The organism is Sulfitobacter sp. CW3 (assembly GCF_019392245.1).
GTDB lineage: Bacteria > Pseudomonadota > Alphaproteobacteria > Rhodobacterales > Rhodobacteraceae > Sulfitobacter.
Genome location: NZ_JAHXRL010000007.1, coordinates 1 through 19252, shown reverse-complemented (window position 1 = coordinate 19252; position 19252 = coordinate 1). Strand labels below are relative to the sequence as shown.

The window sequence follows — 19252 nt, the reverse complement described above, 5'->3', positions numbered from 1 at the left end:
CTCTAGCTTTCGAACGCTAGCCGGGTCACCGGCCCCAACTCTGCCTCGACAGCAGCAAGCAAGGGCCGCGTCAGATGGGTCTCAATATAGCGCTGTGCAAACTTGCTTGGGGTCTGCAGGGTCAGAACCCCCGCCGTAAAGTCAATAAACTGCAGTTGTGAAAACCACGCCTTGAACTGATCGGCATTATCCTGGGCAAGCCGCGACATAGCGCGCTGCCACGTGCCGGGGCCGGTCTGCGGCAACTCATCCTCGGCTGGCTTGGAATAATCGCTCAACTGCACCACCTTCACCGGCGCTTCCTCGCGATAGCGGCCCCGCATGCGTTCGTCGAAGTCGGGGCCAACCAGCGGCCAGCATTGCTCTGACAGCTTGGCAATCTGGGAATAGTTCAACCGATAAGCGGCCACCCTGCCCCGCACCCCACGTCGTTTGCAAATCAGAATTTCTGTATCGGTCAGCCGCTTGATCTCGCGCTTGACGGTGCGTTCGTTGACGGACCACATGCGCGCCAGATCGCGCTGGCCCACCGTCAGTTCATCCATCCGCCAATTATACCTTGCCGTGACTGCTGCGATCAAACGCATCAATGACATTTGCAAGGTCGGTGTCCCGTTCAATCCCGCGACGCTTAGCGCCGTCAACAGATCGTATTTGATAACACTCGCTTCAGGGCCCGTAAGCCGTTGTGGGTTTATCACGCTTTTGCCCGCCCGTTTCCAAACCTATATTTGCCTCAATAGCCGCCTCTGTCGGGCGATTCCATTTCTGTATTTAGAAAGCGCTAAATCCCGTCTTCTGTCAACCCACTGGAAAATACAGGATTTAAGGTTCTCTTACCAATTAATCTAAATAGATTAAGGTTAATAGGTTAAGGGGGACATCTAGTTGTCACCTTATCGGCGCTCCGCTGTCACCAAAAGCAACGTGGACAGCCCATATCTGTCACCATATCCCCCCAGACCTTTGTAATATAAGCTGCTGATGCGACATCCCCTTATTTGCAGTCCCGGTGATTTCCAAAATTAGGTTTTGCCAAATTGCCCAAATCGCGTTATCTGGAATACGAGGCTTAAAAACGCGAGTAGAAAAAATGAGAGACCACAACGATCTTCTTAACATGAACGAGCGCAGCTTGGAACAACAGGCTGCCGTGCGCCGCGCGACCTTCTCTCCCGGAGAGATCAAGACATTGCGCCCCTTCTCGATTTGGGAAATTAGCCAGTTCATGTTCGACGTTCCCGCCGACACCCTGCGCAAGAAACTGGCCGAGGACCCTACCCTGCCCCAAGGCCTGACCGAAGAAGACGGCCGCCAACGTTGGTTCAGCCTTGAGGAAATCAACGAGCTGCGCCGCCGTGCCAAATTCAGGGGCCGCAAGTTGTTGCCCGATCGCCCCCGTGGCCGTGCGATGCGCGTCGCGGTATCCAACTTCAAGGGGGGCGTCGGCAAAACCGTTGTGGCGCAACATCTGGCCCATGCCGCAGCACTAGACGGCTACCGCGTGTTGTGTGTCGACTTTGACCCGCAGGCGACCCTGACGCACTCCATGGGTCTGACCGAAGTGAATGAAGGCAACACCGTTTGGGGCATCATGTGCCGCGATCTGTGCCGCGAGGCCAACCGCATCATGGAAGGCTATGACGACCCCGACGACTGCCCCTACCCTTCTGCCGACGAATTGCCCGAAGATGTGCAATCTATCGGTGCCCAACGGTTTCAGGACTTCATCCAGAAAACCTGCTGGCCAACCATCGACATTATCCCGTCCTGCTCCAACGCGGCCTTTGTTGAATTTGCCAGCGCACAGTACCGGTCCCTCCACAAAGCCTGGAGCTTTTTTGGCTGCGTCGCACGCTACTTGGATGAACTTCCGGACGACCAATATGACATCATCATTTTCGACTGCCCGCCCGCCATCGGCTACCAATCGTTGAACGCGGCATTCGCGGCTGACATTCTCTATATTCCCTCCGGCCCCGGCTATTGGGAATATGACAGCACGACCAGCTATCTGGGTCAGTTGGGCGATGCGTTGGCCGATATCTCTGACGGGTTTTCCGCCATTGCCGCGGACGCTGGTATCACACTTCCTAAACAGTTCTCGGACATCCGTTTGTTGATGACCCGATTTGAAACCAACAACCCCCTGCACAGCGCGATGATGGATGCGTTCAAAAACGTCTTTGGTGCGGATGTCTGTGCGCACCCGATTGAAATGACCCGCGCGGTCGAACAATCGGGGCGGTTCCAGATGTCGGTCTATGAACAGGACTATCGCCAGATGACCCGCGAAACGTGGAAGCGCGCGCGGCAAAGCTTTGATCGGGCTTATGACGAATTTCTGGGTACTGTCCTGGAAGCTTGGAAAGCGAACGGTAAGCGTAAGGAGGCCGCAGAATGAGTGGTAAAAACAAATTCGGATTTGCACCTGTTGAGCCAACCGCCCCGGTCAAGCGCCGGACGCGCGAACCAGGTCCCATGGGGGCTGCTGTGCGTGACGTGGCCGAAAACCTGCAAGAGGCGACAGAGGCCAAGATTGAACAGCGGCGCCGCAATGCCGATGACGCAAAAACATTCCGTCAGGCCCAAGAGGAAGGGCGGGTTCTGTACCAGATTCCCCTTGCCGAAATATTCACCGATGACCTGCCGCGCGACAGGCTTGCCCTCGAGGAGGTCGCCCAGTCCGACGAGATGGAAGAGCTGAAATCCTCGATTCGCGAACGTGGCCAGCGTGAACCGGTTGAGGTCTATGTCGGGCCGAACGGCCGTTATCAGCTGAAAAAAGGCTGGCGCCGATTTACTGCGCTTTCACAGCTTTTCGCTGAGACCAGAGATGATCGTTTCAGCACAATCACCGCGCGTATTGAATCCGGGAACGATGATCGCATCTCGCGCTATGTGGACATGGTTGAAGAAAACGTTGTGCGCGAAGACCTGTCCTTTGCCGAGATGGCACAGGTCGCGATCACCGCATCGAAAGATGAAAACGTGGCCGAGGTGGATCCGGCGGAGCTGGTCAGCCAGCTGTATAGCGCGCTGCATAAAACCAAACGATCCTACATCAAAAGCTTTGTGTTTTTGCTTAGCGCGCTTGGCGACAGCCTGAAGTGGCCCAAGGCCGTTTCACGCAATTTGGGCGTCGATGCTGCACGTGCCTTACAGTCTCCAGATCAAGCGGAAAGTCTGCGCGAACGTCTGGCAGGGTGCGGGTCTGCTGAGGCGCAAAACGAGGCGCTGAAGGAATTCATTGACGGGTCGCACAAGGCGGGCGGCAAGGCACAACCCCGGTCAGAGCCAAAGCAGAAGTTCGAGTTTTTTGTTGGCGAAACCAAGGTGACCGCGCGCCAAGGAGAAGTCCGGCTGGTCAGCGAAGTCGACTTTGCGACGATGCCCAAGAAGCAGCTTGAAGAAGCGGTCCGCGCCTTTGAGGAAGCATTAAAGGGCGGGCCGCGTATTCGGTAACCAGACGGTTACCCATGGGTAACCCGCCTTGATGGTTACCCATGGGTAACCGGGGTGGGGTGCCGCGCCGACTTCAGCCCAGCTCAGATATAGGCTCTAACCTGCCAATTAGAGCCTATATCGCCGTTAGCGCTATTGCGGTGACGTACCCGCGGGCAGATCGCCGTGAATTTCCTCTAACTAATTGAATTATAATATTAAATGCCGTATTTGGTGGAGTTCTTCGAGTGTTGAGACTTGCCGCCATCCGAGCGCCCAAAAACTAGGCGACACTCTTTAGATGGTTCTGTCGCAAACTTTTTGGAATATGGGCCTGCTCGCCAAGCTGTGATAGACGCCGCTTTTTGAATTGGCGGGCGGGTATCAGACCGTGACGATTAAGTTCAAAGGCAGCCACTATCCCAAACCTGTCATCCTATACGCTGTGTTTTTCTATGTGCGATCTGCTGTTTCCTATCGTGATCTGGAGGAAATCATGGTCGAGCGCGGGGGCGAGGTGGACCATGCTACCCTGCACCGTTGGGTAGTAAAGTATGCGCCGTTGATCGCCGCGACTGCCCAAGCGCGAAAGCGGCCGACTGCCGTATCTTGGCGCATGGATGAAACGTACATTAAGGTTAAAGGAAAATGGACCTACTATTACAGAGCCGTCGACAAGACAGGAAAAACCCTTGATTTCATGCTCTCTGAACGTCGCGACAAGGCTGCAGCGCGGCGGTATTTCAAGCGGGCAATTGGCACCAATGGTGTGCCGGATCGGGTCGTCATCGACAAGAGCGGCGCTAACCTGGCAGGCCTGCAATGTGTCAACGTCATCCTGAAGTTCACGAACTCAGGGAACACCATCAAGATCCTCCAAGTCAAATACCTTAACAACATCATGGAACAGGATCACCGTTTCATAAAGCGGATCACGCGCCCTATGCTTGGCTTCAAGGCCTTGCACTCGGCCGACGCAACATTGGCTGGGATCGAGACTGCACACATGATCCGAAAGGGGCAACTCGACGCCATCGGGCTCACCGCATTCCAGCAGTTTGGGGCGCTCGCAGCATAATTGCGTCCGCACAACGGCCGCCTTCAATCGTCAAAAAAATTTGCGACAGAACCGGGCAAAGACACGCTTGTTACAGCGACGGGCGTGACTCTCAAGCGCGAGCTGGACGACAAGGGGTTTCTTATCCGCATCAGCGGCAAAGGCACGTCGACCGACATGATCGAAGCGATCATGCAGGATATTCGCGAGACGCTGGAAAAAGGTTAACCGCGCCCCGCGATGAAGCCCAAGGTGACGGCCGCCAGCAGGCCGTTCCCAGACAGATAGCCGCTGTCGCCCTTGCCCGAGACCCCGCAAGCGGCCCCACCAGCGGCGTATAGATTGTCGAATGCACCACCCGCCGCCCTGCGCACCTTTGCCGTGCTAGGGTCAACCTCAAGGCCGCCCTGCGTGTGGAACAGCGCGCCAGTCACCTTGACCGCGCAGAACGGCGGGGAGAGGGCAGGGGTGTCCCATACGCGGCCAAAAGCGTCACGGCCATCCGTGGGGATATCAGACATCGTTTTTACCACGGCATCTGCGGGCAGTCCGGCCTTTGCTGCCAGTGTTTCGAACGTGTCACCGGTGATCACCGCACCTTGGCTCTCGGCGTTCTTGAAATCCTCGAACTGGCGGGCAATGTCGGCGATCCGCGCGTCAAATACGACCCACGCAACGCCATCCGACTGCGCCAATACGGCCCGTGCGGCCTCGGAATACCCTTGGGCTTCGTTCCAGAAACGGTTGCCGTGGGCATTTACCTGCACGCCGCCCTCTGTAACGGTGGCCCAGGTGATCAAAATGCCATGCGGGTGGGCAACATTGCCGTGACCTTGATAGGCCCCTAGGTGCCGCGTTTTAGCCCCCAATGCGTCACCCCACTGCACTGCCTCGCCCCGGTTGCCGTCATGGCCAAACCAAACGGCATTGTCGATCTCGGCCATATGTTCCGAAACCATCCCGCGATTGCCGCCAAAGCCGTTACAGGCAAGGATCAGACGGTCACAGCCGACCGTTTCAGTGCTGCCATCGGGTAACGTTAGCTGCGCGCCGGCAAGCCGTGCATCCTGTGCAAACAGCCGCGTCGCGCGTCTGTCGCAGATCAGGGGGATATCCAGTGCTTCGACTCGTGATCGCAACGCATCAATCAATTCCCTGCCAGAGCGTGAGGGCAGGCCATGCATACGGCGGCGGCTGTGACCGGGGTAATCAAAATCGGTGACCAGCGAAAAGGGCAGGGCGTGTGTATCGGCAAGCCATTCAATCACGGGCCCGGCGGTATCGGCCATCACCTGAACTAGATCTGCATCATTTTCGCCATGCGCTTTGGTTTGGATGTCTTGCGCGAAAAGATCTGCATTGTCTTGGATATGCGCGTCGCTTTGAAAACGGGTCCCCGGTGCCGGGATGAGGCCGGCGCTCAGCGCTGTTGACCCGGACGGCACTGCATCGGCCTCGATCAGCAGAACGTCTTGCCCGGCCTCGTGCGCGGCGAGGGCTGCGACCAAGCCGCATGCGCCCGCACCGATGATAAGGGTTTCAACCTCTAGCTCAAAACTGTCCGGTGGCGCTGCGACGTCAGGTGTTGCCATCGAATTTCTTTCCCATGGCCAGCATTTCGGGTGTGCCGATCGCCGCATTCAAGCTGTCGAAATCATGCATTCTGTCCGAAAACGGCTTGTTAGAGCCTGCTTTTCTCAGGCTGACATAGTAATCATGCGCTGTTTTGGCCAAGGCGCGGACAATGCCACCGGGGAAGATAACGATATCAAAACCCATCTCTTGAAGGGTCGTTGCCGACGATATGGGCGTCGCGCCGCCTTCGACCATATTGACCAGCAGCGGCACCCGCCCCTTGAACGTATCCGCGATCTTCGACAGCTCTGAGCTGTCGCGCGGGGCCTCGATAAACAACACGTCGGCACCTGCATCAATATAGCTGCCCGCGCGGTCAATCGCGGCATCAAAGCCTTCGACGGCGATCGCGTCAGTGCGGGCGATGATCAGCGTGTCATGTCGCCGTGCATCTGCCATGGCTGCGATCTTTCCGCACATTTCATCCTTTTTAATCAATGCCTTGTCAGAAAGGTGGCCGCATTTCTTGGGATATGTTTGATCCTCGACCTGCAGGGCAGATGCACCGGCGCGCTCATAGCTTTGCATGGTGCGTCGGGCGTTCAAGGCATTCCCGAAACCGGTGTCTGCATCCATGATAACCGGCAAATCTGTTCGATCGGCAATCAGGGCCATCGTATCGGTCATTTCCGATGCGGTGCTTAGCCCGATATCGGGCCGCCCCAAACGGGTATAGGCAACGGCCGCGCCGGACAGATACAGCGCCTCGAACCCCGCATCGGTGGCGAGGGCTGCGGTCAGCCCGTCATAGACACCCGGAGCGACCAGGATATCGGGGGCGGTTAGCCGCTTGCGAAGGGTCATGTCGCATTTCCAATCATTTCGGTGGCACCGGCACATGTCATGATTTCAGTCACTGAACCAAGCGATTTTAGCGTTGCGTCATGTACATCTTCGTTAAATGCAGCGCAGCCGTCGGATAAAAGGATCGTATGAATATCGCGCAGATGGGCGTCACGCACGGTGCTGGCAACGCCGCCATTTGTGACGATGCCGCCGATAATCAACGTATCAATCTTCATCGCCCGCAGGATGTATTCAAGCCGGGTTTGATAAAAGGCGGAATAGGCGACCTTTTCGATGGTAAAATCAGCGGGGGCGAGGGTATCGACCAAAGCATGGCCAAACTTGCCCGGGGCGAAATCACCCTTAGTTAGAAACGGACGCAGCTTTTTCAGATGTGCGGCGATCAAAGGTGCGTCATCCCTGCCGGGAACCAGCGTGAACTGAGCCGAGATATACGTCCCTCCGGCGTGGGTTAGAGCCTGTTTTAGGGGCGCGATGCGGTCTGGCAGGGCAAGAATGCTATCGGCACCCTGACCCGCACGGCCATAGGCACCATCCGGGTGCAAAAAGTCGTTTTGAAGGTCAATGGTCAACAAAGCGGTTGATGAGGGGGTCATTCAGCGGCCCTTTCGATCAGTGTGTTCCCGTATGCGTCAACTTTGCCCACCAGACCGGGTTCAATCAGCACGGTTGTATCGGGCTGTTCAAGAATGGCAGGACCCGCGATTTCCGCCCCCACGGGCAGTTCCAAGCGATTGTATAGCATTGTTTCATACCAGCTATCCCCAAAATGCACCTGACGCACACCTTTGAACGCGGCATCAACACTGCCGCCTTTTGGGGCCAGGGTGGCCAGATCAAAACGGGGCCGCCGGCCTGTTATAGCCGAACGCAGATTGATGACCCGTCTTGTGCCGTTTTCAAGCAATCTGCCATAGGCCGCGCGGTATGCGGAATCAAACGCGTCAGCGATGTCTTGTTCCGTTGGCGGCGTCACCGTTCCGTTCGTCAACGTGACGGGCAGGGGTACCGACACAGTATGCGTCTGCCCGAGATAGGCCATATCAAGGGTAAACTCGGTGTCGCGCCCTTCAAAATGGGTGCGGGACGCATCGAGGGTGGCAAGGCCGCTATCCACATGTGCTTGCATAAAGGCGGTCAGGCTTGGCAAGTCGATGCCCGAAAGCGTCGCGTTGATTGTTTGCACGAAATCCTGCCGCATATCCGCGATCACGCAGCCCATCGCAGATGTCACGCCGGGATAGCGGGGCACGATGGATCTGGCCAACCCGACCTCGTTCATCATGGCACCTGAATGTAACGCTCCGCCACCGCCAAATGGCATAAAGGCAAAGCGTTTAGGGTCGAAACCCCGTTCAATAGAGACTAATCGAAGCGCACCGGCCATGCGGCTGTTGGCAACCCGCAGGATCGCCTCGGCGGCCTGAAGGGCATCAAGGTTCAGGGGTTTACCGACATGTTCAAGAATAGCTGCCTTGGCTGCTTCGACATCCAGACGGTCCAGCTTGCCGCCAATCGGGTTGTCGGGGTCAATACGGCCCAAAACCACGTTGGCATCAGTGACGGTTGGGCGCGTATTGCCTTGGCCATAGGCGACGGGACCGGGGGTTGATCCGGCGCTTTCGGGGCCAATGTTCAGCAGACCGCCCTTATCAACCCATGCGATGGAGCCGCCACCGGCACCGATGGTGGTGATCTCGATCATCGGTGACCGGACAACCATACCGAAGTCGATTGAGGTTTGCGGCGACAGCATCGACTGCCCTTTGGCGATCAGGCTGACGTCAAATGACGTGCCGCCCATGTCGCCAGTGATGACATCGGGATAGCCGGCTGCTTGTGCGATGTACCCCGCCGCGATCACACCCGCCGCAGGGCCAGATAGCGCGGTGCGTACGGGAAGTTTTGCTGCGGTATCCACATCCATGACACCACCGTTTGACTGAACGATCATGAATTCACCGGCAAAGCCACCGGCCTTTAAAGCAGTCTCTAACCGGGCCAAGTAGCCTGAAACCTCGGGTTGGAGGTAGGCATTTAGCGCCGTGGTGGAAAACCGTTCAAATTCGCGGATCTCTGGCAGAATCTCGGAGGAGGCGGACACATGCGCGTTTGGCCAAATCTCGCGCACGGCTTCGACGGCGAGACGCTCGTTTTCGGCATTCGCATAGCTGTTTGCAAACAGGATCGCACAGGCAAGGCAGCCGTCGTCGATCAACTGCTGGGCAGCTTGACGCACGGCATCCAGATCAACGGGCGTCCTGATGGTGCCATCAGCAAGAGTACGCTCTGGCACCTCAAGGCGGAGGGCACGGTCCACCACGGGGGTGAAATCACCGCGCAGCCCCCACGTACGAGGCCGGTCACGGCGGCGCATTTCCAGCACGTCGCGCAGGCCCATCGTGGTGATGACCCCAATTTTAGCCCCTTTGCGTTCGAGCAGGGCGTTGGTACCTGCAGTGGTGCCGTGAACAACGACCGAAACGGTCGATAAATCATCAACACGCTGGCTGATCCCGCTGAGGAACCCGCCAGACTGATCGGGGCGCGAAGTGGGTACTTTGGCGACCTCGGCGATGCCGGTCGCTTCGTCCAGAACGAAAATATCGGTGAATGTGCCGCCGACATCGACGCCGATCATGCGGTTGGTACTGGTCATAGCGAGATCTCTTTCCATGCGGGGCCGTAGGTTTCTGTGGCGTATGTGTCGGTGAGCAACCCGCCTGCGACATCACGCGCAACATCGGCTGGGGCACGGCCCGCAGCGGGGCCATAACCACCACCGCCAGGAGTATCGAGCCGTACGGATTGGCCGCGTTGCAGTTTGATTCCTACCATTTTCGAGGCCATGGGCGGGTTATGCCAGCCATCGTCCTGTTCATAGGCAAACACGTTCATAGCCGCATCACCGCCGCCCGCCGCCCCCTTGGGCGCAAAGCGGCCACGTTCGCCAAACAGAAAGGCGGTCGCGGATTCCTCAAGCACTTCGATCTCGTAGGTGGCACCCATGCCGCCGCGATGCGTTCCTGCGCCCGCGCTGTCGGGGCGCAGCGCCCATTGTTTGAACATGATAGGATATGCGGCCTCGAGGATCTCCATCGGGGGGATTGTTGCGGTGGAAATGGGTGCGTTGCCGTGGTTCAGGCCGTCTGTTTCAATCGATCCGCCATGGCCGCCGCCGTAAAAGCTGAACATCACCCAAGGTTGCCCGTTCGCGCGCTTGCCCGAGATGGAAAGAGCGTTGATCGTGCCATAAGCGTTGGCCACCACGCGGTCGGGTGCCGCGTTTGATGCCGCAGCGAAAATCACGTCGATCATGCGCAAAATAGTCTCTGTATAACCACCAACCGGGGCAGGGAAGGGGGCAGAGAGCAACGAGCCCTCAGGGATCTTCACATCAATCGGGCGCATCACACCGGCGTTTGCCGGCAAGCTGGGAAAGATATGTTTGATTGCGACATAGGCGGTCGCGACGGCGGTGGGCAGCGCGATATTCACGGGCCCCGCGCAGCGATCGGCGGTGCCTGCGAAATCCAGCGTCATGGTGTCGCCGCTGATCTCGAGCGCGACTTTGATCTTGAGGGGGGTATCGGTGATACCGTCGTTATCGAGGAAATCCTCGGCCTCCCAACGGCCATCGGGCAGGTCCGTCAGCTCTGATCGCATCAGAACCTCGGCCCGGTCGCCAAGCGCGTCGAGCGCGGCGCGCACGGTGTCGGCACCATATTCGGAAAGCAGTTCGTTGAGCCGTTTAACACCCAGATCAAGCGCGCCAAGTTGGCCGTTCAGGTCGCCCTGCGCAGACTGCGGCAGACGGGTGTTGCGCATCAGGATATCGATGATGTCGGTTTGGATCGTTCCCGCCTTGGCCAAACGGACAGGGGGCAGAACAAACGCCTCCTGAAATGCATCGGTCGCGGCGGGGTTATAGTTGCCCGGCACAGCGCCGCCCACGTCATGCCAATGGCCGACAGAGGCGAGGTAGCAAAACAGCTTTCCGTCGTGAAAATAGGGTCTAACAAGGCGCATATCGCTGAGATGCGTACCGCCAAGATGGGCGTCGTTAAAGATATAGATATCGCCGTCTTCCAGATCACCGTTTTCAGCGGCTTTGTCGATCACGGCCTTTACGGCAAAGGACATGACCCCGACAAAGATCGGCAGCCCTGACTTGCCCTGTACCAACGTATCGCCGGAAACTGCGTGATACAGGCCGTGCGAAGCATCATGTGCTTCGGCAATAATGGGGTTAAAGGCCGCGCGAAACAGGGTTGCATCCATTTCGTCTGCAATCTGTTCCATCCGTCCGGCCAGAACCGCGAGGGTGATCGGGTCAATATCTTGGGTCATGGGTTTGCCTTTGTCTCTGCAATGTCGTTCCAGACGTCCTGCCTTGTGAGGTGGCCATCGGTTAATTCGAAGCGGTCAATAAATCGGATGCTGTCAAAGGGCGTCCCATCGGGCCATTCGCCCGACAATGTGCCACGGCAATACACCACGGCAGCGTCACCCGGCGTTTGCAGCGCGTCAAACCCTTCGTAGGTTTTGGTGACGAATTTATAGCGCGGCGCGGCCCAGTCGATCAGCTGTTCCAGTTTGGTCATGGGATCGGTACCGGGGAAAGTCATGGTGAACCCTGCACCTAGCATGGCACCGGCTTTGTCGATGTTGCGTGCTTCCATAGCGGTCAGATAGTCGCGTACGACAGTGACTGGATCTGGCAGTGCAGGTGCGGGCGTTCGATGCTGACCGCCGCGCATATATCCGGCGGGGTCTAGCTCGTGAATCATTACGGTGACCGCCTCGGGCGGGGCGGGGACCACGATTCGAACGGCATGGGTCAGGGCCTCGCAGAGGCGGGATTTATCGGTGTCGCTATACCCTTGCATGACATGAAGTTCGATAACGGGCATTGGGTCTCCTTCGCCAAACTGTATTTTTTGTAATACAGATTAATTGATATGCATAGGTCAAATATTTTGCGTTTGATAAGATAGATTTCTTGCGTTTGAAAAATCCGCCGCTAGGGTTGGAGTGAATTGAAGGGGTCGCAATGGCGCAAGGAATCACATCATTGAAGGGCAGGGGGCTTCCTGAGGGGGGCAAGGCGCGGCGTGTCTATCTGCACCTTCACGAAGAGATCACGCGCGGTATTTATGCCGCTGGCGCGGTGTTGCCCGGCGAGCAAAAGCTGGCGGTGACGCTGGATGTGTCGCGTGTCACTGTGCGCCGGGCGCTGGACGCTTTGGAAGGTGATGGCCTGATTGATCGGCGCGCGGGGTCCGGCACAACGGTGCGTGCGCCAAAGGCGTTTCCATCGATGGCCGCGGATTTTAACGCGCTGATGCCGCAACTGGTCGAGATGGGCCAGAACACGACAGCGCGTTTGTTGTCGTTCAGCTATGGTGCTGCACCGGGCGGGGTGGCGACGGCGTTGGGATTAACGGCGCAATCGCGCGTGCAAGCCGCCGTGCGCCTGCGTCTGGTCGAGGGGGAGCCGTTTTCCCATCTGACCACATGGGTACCAGAGGAAATTGCGCAAAACTATACCGAGGCTGAACTGGCGACGACACCGCTGTTTCGGTTGTTGGAACGGTCGGGCGTCAAGGTTGACGCCGCGCATCAGACGGTCAGTGCGACGCTAGCCTCTCCGGATGTGGCAGAGGTACTGGGTGTCAGTATTGGTGCGCCATTGTTGTCGCTGGATCGCGTCGTCAAAGATGCCGAGGGGCGCGGAGTCGAGTATCTTTCGGCGCTTTACCGGCCCGATATGTTCAAGCTTGAGATGGATTTGACACGGGTTGGCGACGGCAAGGCCCGCCATTGGGAGCCGGTTATAAAGCCGGCCCGTAAAGAGGCGGCAGAATGACCACGCCCCAAACCTTGTTGGCCAAACTTTGGGCTGCGCATGAGATCATGCAGCGCGAAGACGGTACTTCATTGCTTTGGGTTGATCGGCATTTCGTACACGAAGGATCGCACCACGCCTTTGCCAAACTGGACAGCCGCAGCAAGAAAGTCGCGGCACCCGAGTTGACGTTCGGCGTGGTTGACCACTATGCGCCGACGCGCGCGGGCGATGTGGCACCGGATATCCGGCGGATGATCGACACGTTGGGCCGCAATGCAAAGGCGCATGGTGTTCGGCTGTTCGATCTGCGGGACCCGGGCCAAGGGATCGTGCATGTGATCGGGCCGGAACAGGGTCTAACCTTGCCCGGTTTGCTGATTAATTGCGGTGATAGCCATACCTCGACCCATGGTGCGTTCGGTGCGCTGGCCTTTGGTGTCGGTGCAACCGAGGTGGCGCATATCCTTGCGACGCAGACCATCTGGCAAAAACGCCCCAAAACCATGCGCATTACCTTTGAGGGGGTCTTGGGCGTTGGCGTGTCGGCCAAAGATATGGCGCTGCATTGGATCGCCCAATTGGGGGCCGATGGCGCGCGGGGTCATGCGATTGAATATGCAGGATCCGCCGTCGAGGCGCTGAGCATGGAGGGGCGTCTGACATTGTGCAACCTGAGTATCGAAGGCGGTGCCCGTTTGGGGCTGGTCGCGCCGGATCAGGTGACTTTTGAATATTTGAAAGGTCGTAACTTTGCGCCCAAAGGGGCGGCGTGGGATCAGGCGGTTGAGGATTGGACCAAGCTGAAAACAGACTCCGCAGCGATCTTTGATCAAGAGGTGGCTTTTGACGCGGCTGATGTTGCGCCGACTGTGACCTGGGGCACTTCCCCCGAGGATGCGCTGCCCATTACCGGCCACGTACCCGACCCCGATCAGCTTGGCGGGGCAAAGCAGGGCCAAGCCCGCGCGGCGCTGGAATATATGGGCCTGAGTGCCGGGATGCGGTTGCAGGACGTCGCGGTGGATGAGGTGTTTATCGGGTCCTGCACCAATGGCCGGATCGAGGATTTACGCTTGGCGGCCAAGGTGCTGGCCGGGCGCAAGGCCAAGGTCCCGGGTTTGGTGTCGCCCGGATCGGCAGCGATCAAGAAACAAGCCGAGGCCGAAGGGCTGGCGCAGATATTTACCGATGCGGGACTAGAATGGGCCGATTCGGGTTGTTCGATGTGCGTCGGGATGAACGGGGATCGGGTCGATGCGGGCAAACGTTGTGCATCGTCTACGAACCGGAATTTCAAAGGCCGCCAAGGGCGCGGCGCACGCACGCATCTGATGAGCCCCGCAATGGTGGCAGCGGCGGCTGTTTCTGGTCACCTCGCCGATGTGCGCCCCCTGTTGGAGGGACGGTCGTGAGCGGTTGGACCACAATAACGGGCCGCGCCGTGGCATTGCCGCAGGCTAATATTGATACCGATCAGCTGATCGCGGCACGGTTCATGTCGGCCCCGCGCAGCGAAGGCTATGGCCGGTTTCTGTTGCATGACGCGCGGCAGGATCAGGCGGATCATGTGTTGAACAGGCACGACCGCGCCGATGTGCTGGTCACGCGCCGTAACTTTGGCAGTGGCTCCAGCCGCGAGGCCGCTGTTTATGCGTTGGTGGATTTCGGGATCAAAGCGGTCTTTGCCCCAAGTTTTGGCGATATTTTCGCCAGCAACGCGGTCAATAACGGGTTGCTGCCCGCGCGCCTGACGGAAGACGAAATCGAAATGCTGATTGGTGAAATGGGCCAAGACGATGCACCTGCCACAGTTGATTTGATCAGCGGAACGGCGGTGATCGGCGGGCATAAGATGTCCTTTGATCTGGATCCGGCCTGGCAGCAAAAGCTGGTGAACGGCTGGGATGATATCGATCTCACGGCCCAGCATAGCGACCAGATTACCAAGTTTCGCGCAGCACGATTTGCCGCGCACCCGTGGGCTTTGCCCGCACCTTAAGACGTTTTTGTGCCGCGAAGTGGCCGGAAACAAAAAAACCAAAAGGGGTCCACAAAGGAACCCCGCCAACTGGGAGTAACGAGACTATGAAACATACAATTATTGGCGGTATTCTTGCCACCACGGCGCTGACATCGGCAGCTTTTGCCCAAGAAACCATTACGGCTGTTCACGCATTCCCTGAATCGCTGATCTATACCAAGTCGTTTCTTGAGTTCGTCGACAAGGTGAACGCGGCTGGCGAAGGTGTGGTCCAGATCGAAGTGCGCGGCGGGCCAGAAGCCATCGGCATGTTCCAGCAGCCTGACGCGGTGCGCGATGGCGTGGTTGATATGGTGTACACACCGGGCAGCTTTTACGCTGGCGCATTGCCGGAAAAAGACGCGCTGGTCACATCGAACATGACCGCCCCCGAGGCCCGCGCCAATGGCGGTATCGAACTGATCGACCAGATCCATCAGGAAAAGATGGGCGTTAAATATCTGGGCTGGTTCGATTCCGGTGTGTGCTACAACCTTTGGACACGCGACGAGCCAAAGCTGGATGACGGTGGCAACCTCGACGTGTCGGGTCTGAAACTGCGCGGTAACGCGGTTTATAATGCGTTCTTCACCGACTATCTTGGCGCGCAGGTCATCGATTTGCCCACCACCGAAGTATATTCGGCGCTTGAGCGTGGTGTGGTGGATGCGACCGGTTGGACGCAGATCGGACTGATCGATCTGAAATGGAACGAGTTCCTGAACTACCGGATCGAGCCGTGCTTTTTCTCGACCGACTTGGGCACGATTGTGAACCTTGAAAAGTGGAATTCCCTGTCCGAGGAAGCGCGTACCATCGTGCAAGATGTCGCCATCGCGCATGAGGCCGAAAGCACCGCGAAATTGGGTGCCGTACGCGACGAAGACTTTGCCAAGCTGGAAGCGGCTGGGATGAAGGTGGTTACCTTGGAAGGCGAAGCTGCCGATGCCTATCTGGCGGCTGCGACGCAAAACACATGGGACCGCATGAAAGGCCTGATGGCCGACAGTCCACAGGGTGATGGTAACTATGACAAGCTGATTGAGCTTTTTTATAAACAGTAAAACCCAAGACGGCGCGCTGGATTTCCGGCGCGCCGTATTTTTATGAACAAGGGGCAGCGTATGGAAACGGTCGGCAAGTTATATCGGGGGTTCCTGTATGCCATGGCAGGTATTGCGGGCGTCATGCTGGTTTGGCTGATGATTTCCGTGATCATGTCGGTGGTAATGCGCAACAGCGGGTTACAGCCCTTTGCGTGGCTGTTCACATCGTCTGAGTATGCGATCCTTTACATGACCATGCTGGGCGCGCCTTGGCTGGTGCGTGAAAAGGGGCATGTGCATATCGAACTGGTCACGGCGGCATTGCCCACCGCGGTTCGCAGGGTCGTCAGCCGCTTGGTCGCCGCGCTTTGTGTGGTGGTGTCGTTGATCCTTGCGTGGAAAGGGGCGGAACTGTTCCTTGGGAATATCACCCGCAACGATCTGGATGTGCGCGCGTATTATTTTCCGAAATGGATACTTACCATCGCCTTTCCGGTCAGCTTTGGCCTGATGGCAATTGAATTTTCCCGTTTTGTTTTTGGCGATGACCTGATGCATTCCGGTGAAGCAGGGATACACGAATAATGGAATGGTTTGAATCGCTGGCCCTTTTGCTGGGCTCGATCCTTGTTTTGATGGCAATCGGCATGCCGGTGGCATTGGCCTTTTTGGCGGCCAACATCGTCGGTGCGTGGTTTTTCATGGGCGGTGCCAAGGGCATTACCCTGCTGTTGAACAACGGCTTTGGCGGATTGACGAATTACGCGCTGGTGCCGATCCCGCTGTTTTTGCTGATGGGCGAGATATTCTTTCACACCGGCCTTGGGGCGCGGATGTTCAACGCAATCGACCGGTTGCTGGGGAAACTGCCGGGCCGTTTGTCCTATGTCACCGTTCTGGGCGGCACGGCGTTTTCGACATTGTCGGGATCATCGATGGGGTCAACGGCGTTGCTGGGCAGCTTGATGGTGCCCGAGATGACAACCCGCGGCTACAAGAAACACATGTCGATCGGGCCGATCCTTGGCACGGGCGGTCTGGCGATCATTATCCCGCCGTCGGCTTTGGCGGTGCTGCTGGCGACACTGGCGCGGATCGACGTGGGTGCATTGTTGATTGCGGGGATCATCCCCGGTTTGATCTTGGCCAGCTTCTATATCGCGACGATTTACATCCAGACCAAGATCGACCCCTCGGCGGCACCTGCCTATGACGTCGAAACGCTGACGTGGGGCCAAAAGATGGGGCTGCTGTTCGGGGATGTGATGCCCATGCTGTCGGTCATGGTGCTGATCGTGATTGGCATGGTCGGCGGTCTGATCACCCCGTCCGAGGCAGCAGCATTTGGCGCGCTTGGCGTGTTGATCCTTGCCGTTTTGTTTCGCTGTCTGACGTGGGAGGCGATGAAGAAATCCGTCGTCGGCGCATTGCGCGTCACTTTGATGGCCTATTTGATCGTATTCGGCTCTGCGACGTTCAGCCAGTTGCTGGCCTTTTCAGGTGCGTCGTCGGGGTTGATCCGTTGGGCAACGTCGTTTGATCTGGCACCTGTTGCGATGCTGTTGGTGATGTTTGGTGTACTGCTATTGCTGGGTATGTTCATGGAGCAGATTTCGATGATGCTGCTGACCGTGCCGATCTTCTTTCCTTTGGCCGCAAGCCTGGGGTTTGATCCGATCTGGTTCGGGTTGATCATTCTGCTCGCGCTCGAGATCAGCTTTACCACGCCGCCTTTTGGATTGCTGCTGTTCGTGATGAAGGGTGTGGCACCGAAAGACACGACCATGCGCGAAATCTATCTGTCGGCATTCCCCTATATGGGCTGTTCGATGCTGTTGGTGGCGTTATTGATCCTGTTTCCGCAATTGGCGCTTTGGCTGCCCGGGATGTAGAGGGCGCGCCGTTGTAGATGGGCGGTGTCTGGCGGTGATTGACGTGAAAACGGGGCACCCACCCGAGGGGATGGGCACCCCGCCGTCTGCTAAAGCCACCAATCAAGCCCAGCAGATTCGAGAGAGGTTAGACCGCGCGAGGCAGCGCGGTCTTATCCTCGTTTGTCCTTAGAACGTCCGCGACAACGTCAGCTTGAGATTGCGGCCCGGTGCAGAGCGGGTCGACAGATGTGGTGTGTAGTCGCGATCAAACACGTTTTCCAAACCGACGCGGATTTGCGTATCCTTCAACACCCCTTGCTGAGGGATATAGGTGGCGCGCAGGTTGTGTATGCCAAAGCCGGGCGTTTCGGTGCCGCTTACATCAGTCGATGCGTTGGCGACCACTTCCCAGCTTACATCCAGTTCTTCGCCGAACTTTTTGCCCACGGTAAAGCGCAGTGAATCCGCGGCTGTGTTCTTCCAGTCTGATACCGTGTCATCGGGTGCCGTTTGTGTGCCATCGGTGATGTTGGCGTTCATATCAAGGTACAGACCGCTTTCCATGGCATAGGATGCCTCAAGCTCGAGCCCTTCGGTGTCGACGCTGGCCAGATTAGGCGCAGGGCGTCCCACACCGGTGGTGTAGGAAGTCACGTCATAAAGTTCGGTCTTGTATAGGTTCGCCTTGATCGCAAAGCTGTCGCCGCTGCGGAACATATCTACGCCATCATAGGATGCCCCCAGTTCGTAGGTCTTGGACTTCTCGGCCATGGCCATGAAGGTCGCGTTGTTGAGGTCATCAAGGATGGGAAGCGATTCAGTGTATGCCCCGCTACCGAACACAGCGAAACCGTTGTCAAAGGCATAGCGCACGGACAAGCCACCCATTAGCGCGTCATTGTCATAGACGCCGTCATTGGGGGCTGTGGAACCCGTGATTTCGGAGGTTTCATAGCGCAGCGCTGGCGTGATTGTCCAAGCATTGCCAATGCGCATGTCATCCACGGCGTAAACGGCAATTCTGTTATCCACACCACCGGTGGCCGAGTTCGCATCAAGCCGCTTTTTGCGGATCAACTCTAGCCCGGTGCGCAATTCGTGGCTTACGTTACCGGTGTCAAACAGGCTGGTGTTCTTGAAGGACAGTTTTGTGGTCTCGTACCGGTGATCGGCGTTTGTCAGTGCCAGCACTTGCCCTTCCTGCGGTGTACCTTCTAGCGATGAGCTGCCCGCAATATAGGTCTGGTCAATCTGCTGGTCGGCATAGCTGAGCTGCACATCCAGATCGACGAGGTTATTGCCTTCTGGGTTAAAGTTATAGGTCAGCGTGGCGGCGCGTGATGTGATGTCGCGATCGACATTGCCAAACATATCCGTTGTCGTGGCGAACGTGTCGTAAGGCACATCGCGTTCGCTGGATGTGGTGTTGGTCAAGCTGAACGTCAGCGATTGATCGCGGTTTTCGCCAAAGGTGTATTTTGCCTTGAGCAAGCCGGAGGGCAGGGTAAAGGCGCTGTT

At 57.5% G+C, this 19252-nt stretch carries 18 protein-coding genes; 10 read left to right on the top strand and 8 right to left on the bottom strand.

The annotated features are described in order from the left end of the window. Window positions 1–2: 2 nt before the first annotated feature. Complete coding sequence (locus KZZ06_RS15215) at window positions 3–701, bottom strand: DnaA N-terminal domain-containing protein (protein ID WP_308340026.1); 699 nt, start codon at window positions 699–701, stop codon at window positions 3–5. A 392-nt stretch (window positions 702–1093) separates the two neighbouring features. Here KZZ06_RS15215 and KZZ06_RS15210 point away from each other — a divergent pair, with 392 nt between their 5' ends. The 4 genes from KZZ06_RS15210 (at window position 1094) to KZZ06_RS22540 (ending at window position 4729) form a co-directional block, all read left to right on the top strand. Then, window positions 1094–2404 (top strand): AAA family ATPase, encoded by a 1311-nt coding sequence (locus KZZ06_RS15210; RefSeq protein WP_219580982.1) that lies wholly within the window; start codon window positions 1094–1096, stop codon window positions 2402–2404. Next, window positions 2401–3465 carry a ParB N-terminal domain-containing protein gene (locus tag KZZ06_RS15205; protein ID WP_219580981.1) on the top strand — a complete coding sequence of 355 codons (1065 nt, stop codon included), beginning with the start codon at window positions 2401–2403 and terminating at the stop codon, window positions 3463–3465. Before KZZ06_RS15210 ends, KZZ06_RS15205 begins: the two co-directional genes overlap by 4 nt. Window positions 3466–3835: 370 nt before the next feature. After that, window positions 3836–4522, top strand: coding sequence for an IS6 family transposase (locus tag KZZ06_RS15200; protein WP_219580980.1), 687 nt, complete (start codon window positions 3836–3838; stop codon window positions 4520–4522). Between the two features lie 84 nt (window positions 4523–4606). Next, window positions 4607–4729, top strand: coding sequence for a hypothetical protein (locus KZZ06_RS22540; RefSeq protein ID WP_257884394.1), 123 nt, complete (start codon window positions 4607–4609; stop codon window positions 4727–4729). On the opposite strand, the gene KZZ06_RS15195 is transcribed toward KZZ06_RS22540, so the two are convergent. Genes KZZ06_RS15195 through KZZ06_RS15170 form a run of 6 tightly spaced genes read right to left on the bottom strand, consistent with a single transcriptional unit; the run spans window position 4726 to window position 11856 of the window. Continuing rightward, window positions 4726–6093 (bottom strand): FAD-dependent oxidoreductase, encoded by a 1368-nt coding sequence (locus KZZ06_RS15195; protein ID WP_219580979.1) that lies wholly within the window; start codon window positions 6091–6093, stop codon window positions 4726–4728. The two genes, KZZ06_RS22540 and KZZ06_RS15195, sit on opposite strands and share 4 nt — an antisense overlap. Then, entirely contained in the window at window positions 6080–6940 is an 861-nt protein-coding gene (locus tag KZZ06_RS15190) for an oxaloacetate decarboxylase (protein ID WP_219580978.1), read from the bottom strand. The genes KZZ06_RS15195 and KZZ06_RS15190 overlap by 14 nt, the downstream gene beginning before the upstream one ends. Beyond that, window positions 6937–7539, bottom strand: a complete 603-nt coding sequence (locus KZZ06_RS15185) for a cysteine hydrolase family protein (RefSeq protein WP_219580977.1) — start codon at window positions 7537–7539, stop codon at window positions 6937–6939. Before KZZ06_RS15185 ends, KZZ06_RS15190 begins: the two co-directional genes overlap by 4 nt. Continuing rightward, window positions 7536–9602 (bottom strand): hydantoinase/oxoprolinase family protein, encoded by a 2067-nt coding sequence (locus KZZ06_RS15180; RefSeq protein WP_219580976.1) that lies wholly within the window; start codon window positions 9600–9602, stop codon window positions 7536–7538. The genes KZZ06_RS15185 and KZZ06_RS15180 overlap by 4 nt, the downstream gene beginning before the upstream one ends. Then, window positions 9599–11293: a hydantoinase B/oxoprolinase family protein gene (locus tag KZZ06_RS15175; RefSeq protein WP_219580975.1), complete on the bottom strand. Its 1695-nt coding sequence runs from the start codon at window positions 11291–11293 to the stop codon at window positions 9599–9601. Before KZZ06_RS15175 ends, KZZ06_RS15180 begins: the two co-directional genes overlap by 4 nt. Continuing rightward, window positions 11290–11856, bottom strand: coding sequence for a DUF4440 domain-containing protein (locus KZZ06_RS15170; RefSeq protein WP_219580974.1), 567 nt, complete (start codon window positions 11854–11856; stop codon window positions 11290–11292). The genes KZZ06_RS15175 and KZZ06_RS15170 overlap by 4 nt, the downstream gene beginning before the upstream one ends. Window positions 11857–11996: 140 nt before the next feature. Between KZZ06_RS15170 and KZZ06_RS15165 the strand changes: the two genes are divergently transcribed. From KZZ06_RS15165 to KZZ06_RS15140, 6 genes are all read left to right on the top strand, one after another. Then, window positions 11997–12812: a GntR family transcriptional regulator gene (locus KZZ06_RS15165; RefSeq protein ID WP_219580973.1), complete on the top strand. Its 816-nt coding sequence runs from the start codon at window positions 11997–11999 to the stop codon at window positions 12810–12812. Then, on the top strand, window positions 12809–14206 hold the full coding sequence (leuC, locus tag KZZ06_RS15160) for a 3-isopropylmalate dehydratase large subunit (RefSeq protein WP_219580972.1): 1398 nt from the start codon (window positions 12809–12811) through the stop codon (window positions 14204–14206). Before KZZ06_RS15165 ends, leuC begins: the two co-directional genes overlap by 4 nt. Further along, a complete protein-coding gene (gene leuD / locus KZZ06_RS15155) occupies window positions 14203–14793 on the top strand; it encodes a 3-isopropylmalate dehydratase small subunit (RefSeq protein WP_219580971.1) in 591 nt (196 codons plus the stop codon). The genes leuC and leuD overlap by 4 nt, the downstream gene beginning before the upstream one ends. 86 nt (window positions 14794–14879) lie before the next feature. Beyond that, the gene (gene dctP / locus KZZ06_RS15150) at window positions 14880–15878 is read left to right on the top strand and encodes a TRAP transporter substrate-binding protein DctP (protein WP_219580970.1); all 999 of its coding nucleotides are present in this window, start codon (window positions 14880–14882) and stop codon (window positions 15876–15878) included. Window positions 15879–15938: 60 nt separating this feature from the next. Continuing rightward, window positions 15939–16445, top strand: a complete 507-nt coding sequence (locus KZZ06_RS15145; protein ID WP_219580969.1) for a TRAP transporter small permease — start codon at window positions 15939–15941, stop codon at window positions 16443–16445. Beyond that, entirely contained in the window at window positions 16445–17752 is a 1308-nt protein-coding gene (locus KZZ06_RS15140) for a TRAP transporter large permease (RefSeq protein ID WP_219580968.1), read from the top strand. Before KZZ06_RS15145 ends, KZZ06_RS15140 begins: the two co-directional genes overlap by 1 nt. A gap of 168 nt (window positions 17753–17920) precedes the next feature. Here the strand turns inward: KZZ06_RS15140 and KZZ06_RS15135 are convergent. Further along, on the bottom strand, window positions 17921–19252 hold a 1332-nt coding region (locus KZZ06_RS15135), incomplete at its 5' end, for a TonB-dependent receptor (RefSeq protein WP_219580967.1).